The organism is Wolbachia endosymbiont of Mansonella ozzardi (assembly GCF_020278625.1).
In the GTDB taxonomy this organism is placed as follows: domain Bacteria; phylum Pseudomonadota; class Alphaproteobacteria; order Rickettsiales; family Anaplasmataceae; genus Wolbachia.
In genome coordinates this window covers 1-17,429 of sequence record NZ_JADAKK010000002.1, presented here as the reverse complement: position 1 = coordinate 17,429, position 17,429 = coordinate 1, and the positions used below count along the sequence as shown (strand labels likewise).

The 17,429-nt window shown below is 36.2% G+C and carries 10 protein-coding genes, 1 tRNA gene and 1 pseudogene; 7 read left to right on the top strand and 5 right to left on the bottom strand.

The window, feature by feature from the left end; all coding sequences use genetic code 11:
* Positions 1 to 56: 56 nt before the first annotated feature.
* Complete coding sequence (miaA, locus tag IHO40_RS00275; RefSeq protein ID WP_225536200.1) at positions 57 to 950, top strand: tRNA (adenosine(37)-N6)-dimethylallyltransferase MiaA; 894 nt, start codon at positions 57 to 59, stop codon at positions 948 to 950.
* Positions 951 to 1,230: 280 nt separating this feature from the next.
* Here miaA and IHO40_RS00270 read toward each other — a convergent pair whose 3' ends face one another.
* A complete protein-coding gene (locus tag IHO40_RS00270) occupies positions 1,231 to 1,686 on the bottom strand; it encodes a hypothetical protein (RefSeq protein WP_225536199.1) in 456 nt (151 codons plus the stop codon).
* A gap of 934 nt (positions 1,687 to 2,620) precedes the next feature.
* Here IHO40_RS00270 and IHO40_RS00265 point away from each other — a divergent pair.
* From IHO40_RS00265 to mnmA, 4 genes are all read left to right on the top strand, one after another.
* The gene (locus IHO40_RS00265; protein WP_225536198.1) at positions 2,621 to 4,180 is read left to right on the top strand and encodes a proton-conducting transporter transmembrane domain-containing protein; all 1,560 of its coding nucleotides are present in this window, start codon (positions 2,621 to 2,623) and stop codon (positions 4,178 to 4,180) included.
* Complete coding sequence (gene ffh, locus IHO40_RS00260; RefSeq protein WP_225536197.1) at positions 4,165 to 5,508, top strand: signal recognition particle protein; 1,344 nt, start codon at positions 4,165 to 4,167, stop codon at positions 5,506 to 5,508. Before IHO40_RS00265 ends, ffh begins: the two co-directional genes overlap by 16 nt.
* A 231-nt stretch (positions 5,509 to 5,739) precedes the next feature.
* Positions 5,740 to 5,815: transfer RNA gene (locus IHO40_RS00255), tRNA-His, on the top strand.
* Positions 5,816 to 6,704: 889 nt separating this feature from the next.
* Positions 6,705 to 7,817 (top strand): tRNA 2-thiouridine(34) synthase MnmA, encoded by a 1,113-nt coding sequence (mnmA, locus tag IHO40_RS00250; RefSeq protein ID WP_225536196.1) that lies wholly within the window; start codon positions 6,705 to 6,707, stop codon positions 7,815 to 7,817.
* Positions 7,818 to 7,882: 65 nt separating this feature from the next.
* On the opposite strand, the gene IHO40_RS00245 is transcribed toward mnmA, so the two are convergent.
* The 3 genes and pseudogenes from IHO40_RS00245 to IHO40_RS00235 form a co-directional block, all read right to left on the bottom strand.
* Positions 7,883 to 9,691, bottom strand: coding sequence for a hypothetical protein (locus IHO40_RS00245; RefSeq protein WP_225536195.1), 1,809 nt, complete (start codon positions 9,689 to 9,691; stop codon positions 7,883 to 7,885).
* A 249-nt stretch (positions 9,692 to 9,940) separates the two neighbouring features.
* Positions 9,941 to 10,777: pseudogene (locus IHO40_RS00240) on the bottom strand (Rpn family recombination-promoting nuclease/putative transposase).
* Positions 10,778 to 10,923: 146 nt separating this feature from the next.
* Positions 10,924 to 12,327, bottom strand: coding sequence for an NAD(P)H-dependent flavin oxidoreductase (locus IHO40_RS00235; RefSeq protein ID WP_225536224.1), 1,404 nt, complete (start codon positions 12,325 to 12,327; stop codon positions 10,924 to 10,926).
* Positions 12,328 to 12,490: 163 nt separating this feature from the next.
* Here IHO40_RS00235 and coaE point away from each other — a divergent pair, with 163 nt between their 5' ends.
* Positions 12,491 to 13,078, top strand: a complete 588-nt coding sequence (gene coaE / locus IHO40_RS00230; protein WP_225536223.1) for a dephospho-CoA kinase — start codon at positions 12,491 to 12,493, stop codon at positions 13,076 to 13,078.
* Here coaE and IHO40_RS00225 read toward each other — a convergent pair.
* On the bottom strand, positions 13,061 to 14,260 hold the full coding sequence (locus IHO40_RS00225; RefSeq protein ID WP_225536194.1) for a ribonuclease D: 1,200 nt from the start codon (positions 14,258 to 14,260) through the stop codon (positions 13,061 to 13,063). The two genes, coaE and IHO40_RS00225, sit on opposite strands and share 18 nt — an antisense overlap.
* Before the next feature lie 314 nt (positions 14,261 to 14,574).
* On the opposite strand from IHO40_RS00225, the gene mutS reads away from it, so the two are divergent.
* Positions 14,575 to 17,103 (top strand): DNA mismatch repair protein MutS, encoded by a 2,529-nt coding sequence (mutS, locus tag IHO40_RS00220; protein WP_225536193.1) that lies wholly within the window; start codon positions 14,575 to 14,577, stop codon positions 17,101 to 17,103.
* Positions 17,104 to 17,429 lie beyond the last annotated feature (326 nt).

The window sequence follows — 17,429 nt, the reverse complement described above, 5'->3', positions numbered from 1 at the left end:
ATTGTAAAATCCAAATTTTTACTACACCCTATCATACGTTAATTAAATTAATATAAATGAGAGATAATCTAGTAATTATTACAGGAATTACAGCTTCAGGTAAATCAGAATTGTGCGATAGCTTGATAGAAAAATATAGAAATATTGACATAATAAACTGCGATTCGAAGCAGGTATATAGAGAAATTCCCATAATTACTGCTCAGCCACCAAGGCAAGAAAAATTTTATAAACTATATGGTTATGTTTCAGTAAGAGAAAATTATTCCGTAGGTTTATGGTTAGAGGATTTGAAAAGAGAAGTCAATAATGCACTGGAGAATTTACGAATACCTATCATCACTGGAGGAAGTGGGCTTTACATCAGCAGCTTAATCAAGGGCTTATCGTCAATTCCACAAATAACTCAGGAAGTAAGGCAAAACATAAGTGAACTTAGAAAAAATTTAAGTAAAGAGGAGTTCTACAAGTTAGCGCTAAGCAAAGACTCAAAAATTCAAGGTAAAATATTCATGAACGACTCACACCGCCTTTCAAGGGCACTTGAAGTTATCACTGAAACTGGCAAGTCAATTTTCGTATGGCAAGAGAATAGACAGCCTCCTTTATTCAATAATTTTAAGGTATATATAATTTTGCCTGAGCGTGAAAACGTATACCGAAAAATAAATTTTCGTTTTATTAAAATGGTTGAAAATGGAGCAATTGATGAAGTAGAAAAGCTACTTAGAATGAACTTAGCTACACACTTGCCGGCTATGAAAGCACACGGAGTGCCAGAAATTATAAAGTACTTAAAAGGTAAGCTCAATTTAGATGAGGCAATACAAATTGCTCAAACAAATACAAGATATTACGCGAAACGCCAGTACACCTGGTTTAAAAATCAATTTCCAAATGCTGAAATGATTGATTGCGCAAATCAGCTGATAGAGCTCAAGATATTTTAACTATCAACACTACGTTTGTTACTAAGATAGCCCAAATCTGGGTCTTTTACACAGCTGTTCGCTTTCAATGGATCGCCTAAACCGTGCTCTACTTTTATTTTAAAAATCCAAGCTTTTCGCACAACTTCTGAAAGCATTCTTTATAATATCAAACAAGCTTTTACCACACATATTACAATCCTTCAGTCTCTCAGGAATAGTAAGTGACAACTTACTATCTTTATATGTTACACTTTTATCACCTTGAGGGTTAAGTGTGAATCTTACTGAAAACAATATATCACATATTGCCCTGTTTTTCCTCCGACATTTTCACAGGTATTGCTGAAGTGCTACATTCAACACTCACAGAATCTGAATCCTTTTTACAGTTAACCAGTACTCTCCTACTAACATTGCTACTATTGACATCCATATGTAATGCATGTTTATTAGAGAATTTACTCATAAATGGTGTGTATATAAATTCACATCCTGATTGGTTACAATTAGTAATTAACCAATCTAGAATAAGATCACCTGGAACCCGTACCTTATTAAGTTCAAATATCTTCTTAAAAACTGCTCTTGCAAAAGGACGGTAATCCTTACTTTCGTCTTCACTCTTTGGCAACAGACTGTTATATTCTTTGCATAATTTGGTAATCAAATCTCTACTTACAACTTTGCCGTCAATAACAAAATTCATTCTATTAATGTCTTTAATACGCCTGATAACCAGAGGTTGCTTCGACATCATCTTTACGAGCTCTTAATATACTGAAATTGCACTCTTAATGCCTGAGTTTTTAGTATAACTACTAGATTTTTCTTTTCTTCTGATGTAGAGCTACTTATTATTAATGTTTTGATATAAATTACTAATAGTATAATAATGCATAGAAATACTTAATAAGTCAATGGAAATATTTAATTATTAAGTTATGTAACAGCAGATCTCTCGCATAACCTGCTTTCTGATTTTGCTTCAAGACTTGCTTGCTCTCCTCAAACTTCAAGTATTCCGCGGTGCTCATCTGTGTTTCTCCTCACCATAAATTGGTTATACAAGAGATCTAGTAGATGTAGCTAGAGTAACTCCGACGATCCAAAAAAACTTTATTCCGCTACGTGTTAGCAGCCGATGCGGTATGACGTGGGAAAAAACCTAGCCAGCGCAACACAAGATTCGCTACTTTTATGTTCACTAACTCAGCGCGCTCGCTCACAAGCAAAATTTCTTGGATGCCAGCCAGCTACTTGGATGACATTAGGCTGTCAGACTGAACCTTCATTTAATATGTTAAAATGTACATATTATCAATAACTTTATGCTACAATGAATATTGTAGCATGGTAATATAAAGCAAGGAAGTAACTAGTTTGTACTAACCATAAAAAACTAATACTGAACTTTATTTCAAAAAGTAAATAATTTACTAACACTCGTGCACAAATTTCAAATAAATTATGCACGAATGTAGTACTATAAGTTGAGCGTGTTATATTGAGGCTTACCTCACTATTAAAGCTATCGGTCAGGTTAGATTAAAAACCTAACCTGACCGGTTTCCTATAACCCCCTAACCCTGATATAATTATATGATAATTAGTTTAATCAGTGGTTAATACATGCAAATTGATTTTATTTATTCATCGAGATAGTATAAACTATATTGACTTAAATTGTCGTGCAATTTTATAAATTTTCACTGTTATTTCTGCTATCTATATTAGTAGTTGTAGTACTAAAACTGCCTGAGAATTTAGATACCACATTAAATTGGTACTATCCTGTTCTAAATTTTGATTTATCTTTTCGCATCATATTGATATCTTTTTTATCAGCTGCATTCCTAATTGTTCTACCAGCAAAAAATTTAAGCTTTTCGGAAATGCTATCCTTTTTTGCTTATACTATCAGTTCATTGTGTGCAATATTATCTAAGCAGATATTATTGACTGTGATATTCTGTGAATTAATGGCTATCAGTGCATCTTTTATCATTGCAGCCGGCAATAAAGATAATGGACCTGCAGTAAGGTATGCTTGTGTACACTTTTTTGTTGGGGTTGTACTAACAGTAGGGGTAGCAATTCAAAGCTCTAATCTAATAATCATGGGTCTATTAATAAATTGCGCCTGTTTCCCTTTTTCATTCTGGGTTGTTGACACATATCCTGCTGCATCATTACACGGTGCGTCATACCTTTCCCTGTTTACTACCAAGATTTCTTTTCTAGTAGCACTCCTACATACTTACAACCTTTGGCAAGATTATGCCGAAATATTAGCATTCCTGGGCACTATCACTGCAATTTATGGTATTGCATTTGCTTCCCTTGAACAAAACATCCGTAGGTTTTTAGCCTACAGTGTTGTAGGGCAAATGGGCATATTAATTATGACAGGGAGTCTGCTTAGCCGTTTGGAAAATGCTGTACCACTACTTACTCTTAACATAATTTTTTCCATTGTCTACCAACTATTGCTCACTGCTGTTACCAACTCAATTATATCGAGGACAAAAGTGGTAAGTTTTAACAGAGCAAGCAAATTCATGTCGGTAGAAGGAATGTATGCTTTGATCGCAATACTTACAATGGCTGCATTCCCTGGAACTGCTGGATTTATTAGCAAATCATACATTGCAGCCGAAATTAAAATGAATGGTACTAATCTAGAATTGTACGAAAACTTACACAAAATTTTGAACTTATTGCTTTATTTAAGTGTGGGACTTAAGTTTCTTTACTACATATTTATCGCCAAAAGCAAGTCAAGACCTTTAACAGAGGAAGGAGGTGGAATATCTATGATTATTTTAGCATTTATATGCGTAATTGTTGGCAATCCTTACTTACCTATTTATAACAAACCTGCGATTTTTAATCTTGCGTACAACACACAAAATATCTGGTCGCAATTTAGTTCATTACTATGTGCTACCTTGTTGTTTATCCCATTCCACAAGTTATTTCTGCCAAGAATAAATTTTAAAATGGATATCGATTGGATTTTCAGAGCTCTCATACCCTATGTTGTTTCACTGTTTAATAAGTTGGTTTTCAAAATGGGAAAGATGTCTGCTAGCGCGCTGCAAAACCTGACTAATTCTTTTGCCAGTCTATACTCTAATAATACTACTAAACTTAAAGAAGTGCTAAATTATAACTCAGTGAGTTTCGTTTCAGCTTCTTCTCTTTTTTTGATGGGCGTTCTACTGGTACTGCTATGTTTAAATCGTTAACCGAGGGCTTAAATTCTGTATTCAACAAGCTCAGGGGAAAGTCAATCATTTCCGAAGATGACTTCAGCCTTGCTATGCGTGAAATACGTATAACCCTAATTGAAGCTGATGTTTCACTTGAAGTTGCAAAAAAATTCATTAATGACATTAAGGATAAGGTAATAGGGGAAAAAGTCATAAAAAGTGTTTCTCCAGCACAAATGATAATCAAAATTGTGCAGGATAATTTGGTTGCAATTCTCGGACCAGAAAAAAGTGACTTAAATCTCGCAGTTAAACCTCCTGCTATAATTATGATGGTGGGCTTACAAGGCGCAGGCAAAACAACAACCTCAGGAAAGCTTGCCTTAAAGCTAAAAAAACAAAAGAAAAAAGTAATGCTTGCCTCTTTGGATATTTATAGACCTGCTGCCCAAAAACAGCTTGAGGTGCTCGGAAAACAAATAGAAGTACAAACCTTACCCATAGCGATAGATGAAAAGCCTATTGTAACTACAAAAAGGGCACTGGCAGTAGCAAAGAACAATAACTATGATGTATTGATACTAGATACCGCTGGTAGGCTTCATATCGACGAAAATATGATGAATGAGTTGAAGGCTGTGAAAGAAATAGCTTCACCTGCAGAAGTTATTTTAGTAGCCGATGCGATGATTGGCCAGGATGCAGTAAATATTACTAAATCATTCAATGAGACAATAGGTATAACTGGCATTATTCTCACTCGTATTGATGGAGATGCACGTGGTGGTGCTGCCCTCTCTATGAAAATGACAACTAATTGCCCAATTAAATTTATCGCTTGTGGTGAAAAACTAAGTGACCTTGACGACTTTTACCCAGATAGAATCGCAAAAAGGATACTTGATATGGGTGATGTCGTCTCATTGGTTGAAAGAGCTGCCGAGATCGTTGGTCAGGAAGAAATCGATAAACTCCAAAAGAAAGTAAAAAAAGGTAAATTTGACCTAAATGATTTAGCAGGAATGCTGAAAACTCTGAATAAAATGGATGGCATCAGTAATATAATGAAGTTCATTCCAAGCTCATTTACAAAAAAGCTAAGTAGTGGAGTGCCAGATGATAGCAAAGTGAAAAAATATATAGCTATCATAAATTCGATGACTGAAAAAGAAAGGCAAAATCCAGATATTCTAAATGGCAAGAGGAGGCTTAGAATTGCAAAAGGTTCTGGAACGAGTGTGCCGGATATTAATCTCCTAGTTAAGCAATATAACCAAATGAGCGCGATGGTAAACAAATTCAGTAAAGTCGACCACAGCAAACTCAAAGAATCTGATTTGATGGATATGCTAAGCAGAAAGTAGAGAGTTTGGTGTATAGTCCCAGAAAGTATAATGGTATGATAAAGTGTGAGAAAAATGCCATCAAGGGAGGAATTATGGAACTGTACACCTTAGAAAATCCCACTATTTCACATATAACTATAATACAGTTTGAAGTAAAAAAATCTACTTAAATAGCCAATTGACTTTTTGTGCTGATATGTTAGAAATTTTATACTTTCTGTACTGATGTATCAGAAATTTTATACTTTGGCGGGCGTAGCTCAGTTGGTAGAGCATCAGTTTGTGGTACTGAATGTCGCCAGTTCGATCCTGGTCGCTCGCCCCACTAAAATTTTTTGCTTTACACAAATATAAGCGTTAGTAGGCTCCTTATACATACTCATACTAATTTCCACTACACAAAGGACGGAAGACAGCAGTGGAAAAAAGTCATAACGTCACCAATAGAGAAAAAAACTACTTGACAAGTTCCTCAAATATTATAACACTGAAGCTATCATTTAGCTTCAGCCCGTACAGATTAAACAACAAAAAAACTCAATTTACTTGGCGTACTGTTGTTTAATTCTTTGCACTATGTGCATCTCATGCCTTTATAAACTTTCAAAGTTTTTACCTAGTATAAGCTAAAATGCGTTTGTTAAAGCGTTTAAGACAATAAAAAAATGCCAATTTAAAAGATAGATAGTGAATAACTAGCTAACAGGGTTTCTTTTGCCTTTTTTTCTCGTTTGGTAAATTCCTTAAATATTTATTGATAAAGCAGCATCATGGATCCCAGTGTTACGTACACAGCTGTATGAACATTTCAATTAGTAGGTGACTTGCGTAACAGATAGTGTCATCCCAGTGCCTAGGCACTGGGATCCATCCTTTCCATGATCATCAAAACGTCGTATTTTAGCATAGAACAGCTACTTTTATACTCACCGATAAAATTCTTGGATGCCAGTGTCAAGCACTGGAATGACAAGAAAAGGTACCTGGGATAACATCCATAACCTTGTCATTCCAGCGCGTAACGCTAGATCCAAATTTTTGGCAAATTCATCAAAAATGTTGTATAATGTACTTGTTTACGATTAATTTTGCTCGATCTCAGTGTCACCTACTTGTACAACATTGCCTGCTATGTAAATTGCTTTTAAATTAAGATATTTACACAGTAACATGTTGAAATGACACAAGGTTTGCGTTTATAAATCAAGTTGATTATGCTAAAAGAATTTGAAATTGAACCTCTGCTAAAAGATAAACCTCCACATCAAATCAAAGCTGTGGTTGCAATGTCTGGTGGAGTTGATAGCTCTGTTGCAGCAGTACTGCTACATCACCTTGGGTACCAAGTAATTGGTGTGACTCTTCGGCTATATGGTAGTGATGGTAATACTAATACGAGAAAAGGTGCATGTTGTACCGGACAGGATATTTATGATGCAAAGCGCGTAGCTGAGGTTACTGGCTTTCCTCATTATATCTTAAACTATGAAGAAATATTCAAAAAGGAAGTGATAGAGGATTTTGCAAATACCTATATGCGTGGGGAAACTCCTATACCATGCGTAAAATGTAATCAAACAGTAAAGTTTCGTGATCTATTGCAAGTTGCAAAAAATCTCAGTGCAGATGTCCTGGTTACAGGACATTACGTGAGAAGATTGGAACAGAATGGCGAGGTAAAATTGTGCATGGGCATCGATAAAAATAAAGATCAAAGTTATTTTCTGTTTGCCACAACAAAGAAGCAGTTGAAGCTTTTGAGATTTCCACTTGGTAAATTTTATAAAAGTGATATAAGAAAACTAGCAAAGCATTTTGGTTTACTAATCTCCGAGAAGCCAGACAGTCAAGATATATGCTTCGTTTCTGAAAGCTATAGCGAAACAATAGCTAAGTTAGCTCCACAATCTGTGCAGAAAGGCAAAATTGTGGATGTACATGGAAAGGTGATGGGCGAGCACAACGGCATAGTAAATTTCACAGTGGGGCAAAGAAAAGGTCTGGGCATTGCACATAGCGAACCCCTCTATGTGATAAAAATCAGTAAAGAAAATAATGAGGTCATAGTAGGCCCAATTGGCGCACTAATGCAGAGAAAAGTGTTGGTCAAGGAGTTGAATTGGCTAGAGCAACCAAAGGAAGGCATGGAAGTCACTGTAAAGCTCCGGTCATCACACTTGGGAAGTTTAGCGACAATATACCCAGCTGCAGAACAAAATAAAGCTTGTATTATTTTAAACAATGATTACTTTGGCATCAGCCCCGGCCAAGCTTGCGTAGCATATAAAAATGACCAAGTTGTCGGCGGTGGGTGGATATGTTCTTAACTCAAAGGTCCCATTAGCGTTAGAGCGCTTGCTGTACAACTTTCTAAGAAAAAACACTAACGTCATCACATAGACCTTATATCTGCTTTTCGTGATCGGTCCAAGAAAATTTGTTTCATATAGGTAATGGGATTACTTAATGCTTTTGCAGAACTTGTAGATACATCGCCATTTTTCTCAAGACTCTTGGCTATGACATCCGCAACGCTTTTTCCTTCGAGGAGATAGTTTTTGCCTAAGTTTTTTTTCTCCTCATCCTTTAACTGGAAGAATCTTATTTTATTCTCCTCGTCAATTTCTACTTTTATTCCCTTATTTTCTGTTTTTCCATCCTTTGTTTCTGTACTGCTGGGGTATAAATGGATACTGATCTTCCCTGCCTTGGTAGTAAAAGACATTTCAATGCTACCTTGTAAGACATCTGTATAGTTTCTTTTTTCATCTTTGTCTTCTTCAAATCTTACTATACTTTCTCCAATACGAAATACATAGTATTTAAAATTTAACTCTTCTATTTTGAGATCATTTGTAACTTTTTTTAGGTCATTTATAGCTTTTTTTAGACCGTTTACAACTTTTGCAACCTCAACAGTGCTACCTTGCGGATACTTTGTATAAAAGTAAAAGTTGTCTACATCTACTACTAAATTGTCTTTTTGAACTTGTATACCCTTGTTTACTATGCCACCATATGCTGCTCTTAAGAGGGCAGCATAGATTTGTTCACGCTTTTCAGTAAACTCAAAGATCATATCTCCCCCTATCATCCTACATAGTCTTTCATCCTCATCATAAGAGTGTGGTTTCAATTTTATTCTTCCACCATTTACAATTAACTTACGGACAATATCAACTACAGCTTTTACGCTATCTGGATCATCCAATGCGCTTTCACATGGACCGTCAAGCCCGAAATGCATAATTGTTGAAAATGTTACAACAGGAACACGACCCAAAGTATCTAGTACCGTTTCAATTACTAAACCCGACACAGTATTTTCACAATCATCACAGAGTGAGTTCAACCTTATCTTTTGTGGCAAATTATCTACTAAATCTTTTATACGCTTTAAAGCATTTCTTGTACAATTTATACTCTGATTATACAAACTCTTTCGGTCTTCTTGGTCGTTTTTTTCCCTAATATCTTTTATCTTCTCATAAAAATCCTTAATTAATTCCTTTTCATCTTCAGTTAATGATATTTCTGCTAACGGTGAGCTTTTTCTTAAGAATTCCAGAAGAGAAAAATAATCTAAACTGCCACTTGAGTCTCCTTCTGAGTCGGAATCACTTGAGTCAGTACTTTCGTTTGAATGGTCGCTCATTGAATCGTTATTTTGTAGCGGGCCCCAACTACCATAATCAGAATTAATATCTGGTGGCGGGTTACATTCTTCAGAATTAGTACCTATCACTTTACCACTTTCGTTTGGCCAATCAGTTGTTTGATTAACATTCCATGGGCCCCATCCGTCACTTACATTTTCTCCAACATCTTCCTCAGTTTCTGTACTGCACTTACTTGTACTATCTGGTATTTCTTGATTACAACTTCTGCCTGTGTAATTATCAGATTCTGATCGTACTGAACAAGTACTACTAAAAGTTTGCTGGTAATCACTTACTGTTGGCCAATCTCCACCCACACTGGGTCTTTTTTGTGGGTTACTACCTCCATCTGTAATGTCACTTTCAAGTTTTCTTTTTAACCTAGGGTTCCATTGACTACCATTCCCTTCTGCCTGATAATTATTAGAAGTTTTTCTATCTAACAGATCACCAGGCACTTTAGGACGCAATCCTTCGAAAGGATCCCAAAGATCAAAAACATTTTTTATATATGGTTGCTCATCTTTTACCTTAACACTCATATTGTATGACCATCACTCACTAATTCCTAGGTAGTTACCATAATTTACAAACAAGTCAATAAAAATTTAGCAGTTCTCTACCACTGATGCTTACTTTTCCGTGTAGTTTTACGCCTTCTTGTCAGCTTAGGTCTAATCCTAATCAGGGTATGGCAGAAAAACTTGTTAAAGCAGGTAGTTAAATTTTATAAGGTGAAAATTTTTTATGACAGCCAAATCACTAAAGAACCCTAAAGAAAACCGTAATACTTAGGTTTGCTTAAGTCGTAAAATTTCAGCTTGAGTAAGACCAGTAGATCCAGCTATTAAGCCAACAGACACACCAGCTTTAAGTAAGTTTTTTGCCAGTTTAATTTTTCCCTTCTCTATGCCTTCTTCAAGTTTCTGTTCGAGGATAGCTTCCTCCTTGTACAGGTCCATTATTCTTTCTTAATACGCTGTCAGATCTTTTTCATTCCAATGAAACTTGTCTAATTCATCATACGCTTGCTTTATTATGGGCGATTCTTCTGCTATCTTTTTTTAATCTTCATCTGTTATTTCTTCTGCATACTTAAAAAAAGAAACACCAGCGCTCCACTGTGCTTGTTAATTGCTCTACTTTATTTTTATCGTCAGTTCTATGAATACAAATTGAAAATCCTTTAAGTCGTGCTCATTAGTTTCATCATCTCTTATAGCACGGCTAGATATGTAATTAGGCTTACCAGAAATCAAATACAACTCGATATTGCAATAAAGAAAATCTCCTGTAAGTTAGAGTACCTACCAGACTGTCTTGAGTAGACTTTTGCAGCATAATATTGGACTCGTTTTTCAAAGCCCTTGTCGCGAGTGAGCTGCATTTTGACCAAATCTGTTACCAACAGAATCCTGGCAAAGAACGTTAACTACACTTTGTCTCTCAGAGGTAATTTCAGGGTTCATAATGGTACTAATGAACTCTATTTCTTGTATAACATTAACTTCAGTACATCCTAAAATATCGTTCAAAAAATTAATAAGGATGTTCTTATTTTTTTCAGTACCAAAGATTTTCTTGAAGGTTAAGTCCAATTTTGGATCGAGAAATTTAGAAAAAGTCATAGTGCTTAGATTAAAGATTAATAATTATACACTATTCTGCAGGAATATTTAATCCTTTTTGATATTCGTTCAGGGTATGGCAGAAAAACTTGTTAAAACAGATAGTGAAATTTTATAAGGTGAAAATTCCTACAATAGCCACTAATTTAATATCCAGTCAATATTCTTTCCACCAACTCTTTTACCGTCGGTACATAGCCATTCTCATAAAACGGATCCTGCTTGAATTTATACACATTGTGTCCGGAAAACATGAGTTCGTTCTCAATATTACCATCGTGTATAATGTTTTGTAGTGTCTTTTGTATACAGAAACTCCGTGGATCCGGCTTTCGTCCTGTTGAATGGTTACCATGATCTTTCCAATTGCTAAACAGACAATGGCTCAAACATCCCCTACAATTGATCTGATCTTGTCTTATCTCCGCAAATTTGTCTGGCGTCACAAAAATCACAGTTGTATCTGGAGTTTTCATTGCTTCTGTATATCCTGCCCTAGTCCACGTATTTGCCAGTTCTTTATCTTTTGCTGTGAGGTAAATCTTTCTACCTCTTGCACCAATTGCAAATTCACTATTGAACTCTTCGCTAGCACTCTCTGAAAACCTTACTTGACGTGAGTTCCGTTCCTGTAACTCACGTATGAAGTTATTTCTTACTGCAGATGAGTAAAACCCTGTTGGACTGAATTTATTCAAAAATACGTCACCTTCTTCTAAAGTGAGTAGCTTCTTTTTCCATTCAGTAGAAATTGGACTTTCCTTCGTCAAAAGTGGACGAGTGCCAAACTGAAAAGCTATTGGTCCAATTTGTGAATTGTCAAACCAACGTTCCCAATCTTTTAAATGCCATACTCCCCCCGCTATAATAATTGGCGTTTTCAAAAGACCGATCTCGTTCATGAAAGATCTAAGTTCTACAACCCTCTCAAATGGAGCTTGTGGAAGTTTTGGGTCCTCACTATTACTGAGTCCATTATGTCCTCCAGCAAGCCATGGATCTTCATACACTACTCCACCAAGCAAAGAAGAAGATACTTTTTGGTAAGCACGTTTCCATAATGCTTTAAAAGCGCGTACTGATGAGATAATAGGGTAATAATAAACCTGATATTTGGCTGCAATTTCTCCGAGCCTGTAAGGCATGCCAGCACCGCAGGTAATACCATGAACTAAGCCTTTTGCCTTCTCTAATATACCATGAAGTACACGTTCTGCTGCTCCCATCTCCCAAAGCACATTCATATGTACTCTTCCACGGCCCTGTGATATTTTATTCGCTATTCTTGCCTGACTAACTCCAGCCTCGATACTATATTTAATCAATTCCTCATGCTTTTCATTTCTTGTTTTGCCTTTGTAAATCAATGGTACTAATTCGCCGTTACCATCAATAAGCTTAGCATTTGCACCAGAGAATGTACCCACAGCATCTGCTGCAGCAAATGCTCCACTTGATCTTCCATCACTAATCGCAATACCTTTGCCGCCCTCAATGATTTGCCACACTTCCTTTCCTGAAATCATTATTTTTTTTATCTTATTTTTCAAAGCTTCCTCATAATCTTTCATTCTATTTTACTTAATTACTAAAAAAATAATAGCTGTTTATTTTCTCTTGACATTGTCAGAACTTCTACAGCCAAATTTGGGTTTTAAATAGACATGTAAACAAAGAGCGGCTACTATAGATGTAGTTATGTGTTTTTTGCTTGTGATTATAGGTTTAGCAAGTGGAATTGGGGCAGGAAAGAGTTTTGTAGCCAATTGTTTTAAAGGGTTTGGTGCTGCTGTGTTTGACGCTGATTCCATTGTACATCAGCTTTACAAAGTAGATAAGAGCATAATAAGCTACGCAAAAGAAAACTTTCCCGGAGTAGTAGTAAATAGTGAAATAGACAAGGAGGTATTGTCTAAATATTTCTTAGTCCATGATGAAAATTGGAAGCGATTTCAATCTTTAGTTCATTCCGCTGTGCGAAGTGAGCTAGAAATTTTTATTGCTCAGGAAGAAAAGACCGATAGAAAACTTCTAGTTCTGGATGTTCCACTCCTGCTGGAAACGAGATTTCGTTTATATTGCGACTTTATCGTTTTTGTCCATGCAGATAGTGCTGTGCAAGCTCAAAGACTTAATGAACGTAATATAGATAAAGGAAAGCTGGATCTAATTTTCAATATCCAGCTACCCATTGCAGAAAAAAGGCAGATGAGTAACTTTACCATCGACAATAGTGCAAGTAAAGAACACGTCCTTTCTCAAATAAAAGATATAGTAGACTCGTTAAATCTCAGCAGTTGATTTCAGCTTACAATTTGCCCTCACCAAATTACTTCGAATCTTGGTTGTATTATTTGCAGATTTCACTACTGAAATTTCAAACCTTGAACCTGCGTTTAAAAGTGATTCAATTGATCTGCCAAAAAAGTCATACCTCCACCCTTTAAATAGTTTATATGTCTGCCCAGATATTGACCCAGCCAATTCATCTTTTGACGAAACCAATTTTCTTGATATACCGTTTTCCTTACATTCGCTCTCTAGAATAATTGATAGTATATCAAGCACAGATCTATCATAACTGCTTAACAAAGTATAATCTTGCTGCACAAAGTCTTTCTCATTCTCATTGAAAATATCTATAAATTCTAATAGGTCTTCCTCTTTTATATTTTTCGTGTTTTTTCTAAGATCTTCTAAAATCTCGTCAACACGTTCCACGTTTTTTTCAATAAAGCCAGCTATTAGAGCATTATCAATTATTTTATTACGATTCATATTATAGCGCTGTGCTAAGGTCTCTTGCCACTCACTAACTGCCTTAACAGTTAATATCAATCTTGGATTTGCTTCGTAATTAAATTTAATCCTCTTCCATGCATCTTTTGGACTACGCAAATACTTATTTATATCAACCACTGCTTCCATCTCTTCCTGAAACCAGCCTATTCTACTCTTTTCTTCAAGTTTATTGCGCAATATCTGGTGCAGGTCATATAAATGCACCACATCACTTATTGCATAGTCTAATTGATCCTCAGAAAGTGGACGCTTTAACCAGTCTGAATTTTTAGCTTTAATTTTATCTAATACCACCCCTTGATATTGCTCCACTACTTTTGAGTAACCAATGAAGTCATGATAATAATGACAAAACATAGCAGCAACTTGGGTATCAAAAATGGGAGTGGGAATGCATTTGAATACGGTGAATAAAGATTCTATGTCCTGCTGACAGCTATGAAACACCTTAATTATCTCGCGATTTAGCATTATTTTCTTAATAAGTGATAAATCAATTTCTGGCGCTAGTGCATCTACAACAAAACTCTTGCCTCCGTAAGAAATTTGAATTAACGACAATTTTGGATAATAGGTTAAATTGTTTCTAAGAAACTCCGTGTCAACTGCTATAAAATTTGGCTTTTTTGCTGTCAACTCCTCACATATGTCTTCCAGACCCGACGTTGTACTAATTAGCATATATTTTTTTACTCAGTAGCCATATTTTAACACTTATATTAAATTTTGCAATTAATAGATCTTCTGCATAACAAACTTATACAGAAGGATATCCATACATACCTTTCACAAACAGCAGTTTAGACTTTTCAAAAAGTCAAAATTCCATATAATTTTAGCATGGCTGATATAGCTTATAGAAGAGGCTGAAAAAGATCCACTACACATGTACAGTTTTCTAAAGAAACGAGCAATCTTGCTTTTGTGTAGGCTTCTATTTAGATTTTATGTTATCCATACGACAAAGTTGAAGCTATCAACGTATAAAAAACATTATGAACTTTATAAGAGAAAAAAACACTCCTGTGATGGAGCAATACTTAAACCTAAAAGCTCAATATAAGGATCATCTGTTGTTCTATAGACTGGGAGATTTTTATGAATTGTTTTTCGATGATGCCGTTAAAGCTGCAAAGCTGCTGAATATAGTGCTAACTAAGAGAGGCAGTTCATATGGGCAAGACATACCAATGTGTGGAGTGCCGGCACACAGTAGTGAATCTTACCTGCACAAGCTCATAGATTTAGGATTCAAAGTTGCAATCTGCGATCAATTAGAGACTGCTGATGAAGCAAAAAGGAGAGGCTATAAATCCATAGTAAAGCGTGATGTAGTGCGAATTATAACTCCAGGCACGATCATCGAAGATTCGCTGCTGGAGGATAAAAGCAATAATTATCTTGCATCCATAGTTGAACAAGATGGAGAATATGCTATTGGCTGGCTTGAGCTATCAACGGGAAAATTTTTTTATACTTTAACGAATTTGAAAGCCCTAGATAGTGATTTATTGCGTATATCACCAAAAGAATTATTAATTTCCGAGAAGTTAGATGAGGATGAAAAAATCAGGTCAACTTTAAAAAATTATAAAATATCAATTACTCAGCATGTCCAGAGTTTTTTTGAGTACAACAAATCTCACAGAACGCTGTGCGAATTTTATAAAATCAGGGAGCTTAGAGTTATAGGAAACTTCAGCAAAGTGGAGATTATGGCATGTGGTGCGCTGCTTGAATATGTTAGAGTAACGCAAAGGGGCTCCATTCCAAGGCTTGAGCTGCCAAAGCCCTACAAGCAACAAAGTTTCATGTTTATCGATGCTTCAGCAAGGAGAAATCTTGAGTTGTTTTCAACTCAATTTAATGAAAAGAAAGGTTCACTGATTTCAGTTATTGACCACACAGTCACAGCTTCTGGTGGACGCCTGCTCAAACAAATGCTTGCATCACCACTTGCTTGTCCTAAAGCGATTAATTTTAGAATCAGCACCGTTGAATTTTTTGTAAACAGCCATGAAAGACGCAAAAAAATACGGGAGATATTATCTAACATTCCAGATATTGAAAGGTCACTATCACGTTTAATGTTAGGGCGTGGCTCACCAAAGGACATGAACCTACTAAAAATAGGCCTTGGGAAAACGTTAGAGTTGTCCGAGCTTCTATCCAAGCTAGATCCCTTGCATAATTATTACTTAAGTGAAAAATCAGCAGTTGACCTTCAGATGTCATTCCAGTGCTTGATTCCGGAATCAAAGGGAAAAGAACCGGCGTCTACTGCTCAGATGACAAGCAGTGATGAGAGTGAACTTAGCACAATACATAAAAGCCTTGGCAATCACAAAGAACTGTTTGAGCTTTTAAATGACGCTCTACTTGACAACAACCTAAGTTCCGCAAAAGAAGGAGGATTTATCAATCCACAATATAACCAAGAATTATCAGAGTTATTCTATGTGCTGAATAATAGTAACAAATTGATAACCAAACTCCGAGAATCTTATCGTGACCTGACTGGCATTGCCGCATTGAAAATATTGCACAATAACATCCTTGGTTATTACATTGAAGTATCAGCAAATCATAAATTAACCTCAGACATATTTATTCACAGGCAAAGCTTAGCAAATAGCATGCGCTACACTACTAATGAATTGAAAGAACTGGAGAATAAGATTCTCACGGCGCGTGATGCTGTGATTAGCTTGGAAATGAAAATTTTCAGTGAACTATGTAGTAAAATCGCTAAAGAGTCTGAGAAGATTGCTCTCGCTGCAAACGCCTTGGCAAAGCTTGATATCCGAACTGCGTTTGCAGAGCTTGCAATGCAAAACAATTACGTAAAACCCATCATTGACGATAGTAAAGAGTTTAATATCTGCAGCGGAAGACACCCAGTGGTTGAAGTTAATAATAAGTTTATCGCAAATAACATCAACTTAGCTGGTATACATCTAATCACTGGGCCTAATATGGCAGGAAAAAGCACTTTCTTGAGGCAAAACGCTCTCATCGCAATTTTAGCTCATATGGGGTCATTTGTGCCAGCAGGTAGTGCACATATTGGTGTAATTGACAAGATATTCAGCAGGGTTGGTGCAACAGATAATATAACAGCTGGTTATTCTACCTTTATGGTAGAAATGATTGAAACAGCAACCATAGTCAATCAGGCAACAGATCGTTCCTTGGTGATACTTGATGAGATTGGCAGAGGCACAGGGGTACATGACGGCTTATCTATTGCTCAGGCGGTGATTGAACATATTCACAATGTAAACAAGTGCCGCGCCATTTTTGCAACTCATTATCATGAACTAACTAAAGTGAGCAAATACTTAAGCAACGTAAAATGTTTTTGTGTGAAAATAAAAGAATGGAACGGAGAGGTAATCTTCCTCCATGAAGTAGTTGAGGGCATCGCAGATGAGTCATATGGAATACATGTAGCAAAACTTGCTGGTTTTCCTGATTCTGTACTGGACAGAGCAAGCGAAGTGTTTGAGGAACTGAGGGGTTGAGGGAGAGTAGGGTGTAATGTAAGTGTCTGACGCTGGTTCCTTTATAACGATATCATCCAAATAACCCCTTTCCCATCATCCCAGCGCCTCCTTCTCTTGTCACCCTAGTGGCCTTTTCTTGTCATCCCAGTGCTTGACACTGGCATCTAAGAATTTTATCGGTGAGTATAAAAGTAGCTGTTCTGTGGTAAAATACGACGTTTTGATGATCATGGAAAAGATGGATCCAAGTGCCTAGGTACTGGGATGACACCGTCTGTTACGCAAGTCATCTACTAATTGAAATGTTCGTACAGCTGTGTACGTAACACTGGGATCCATGATGC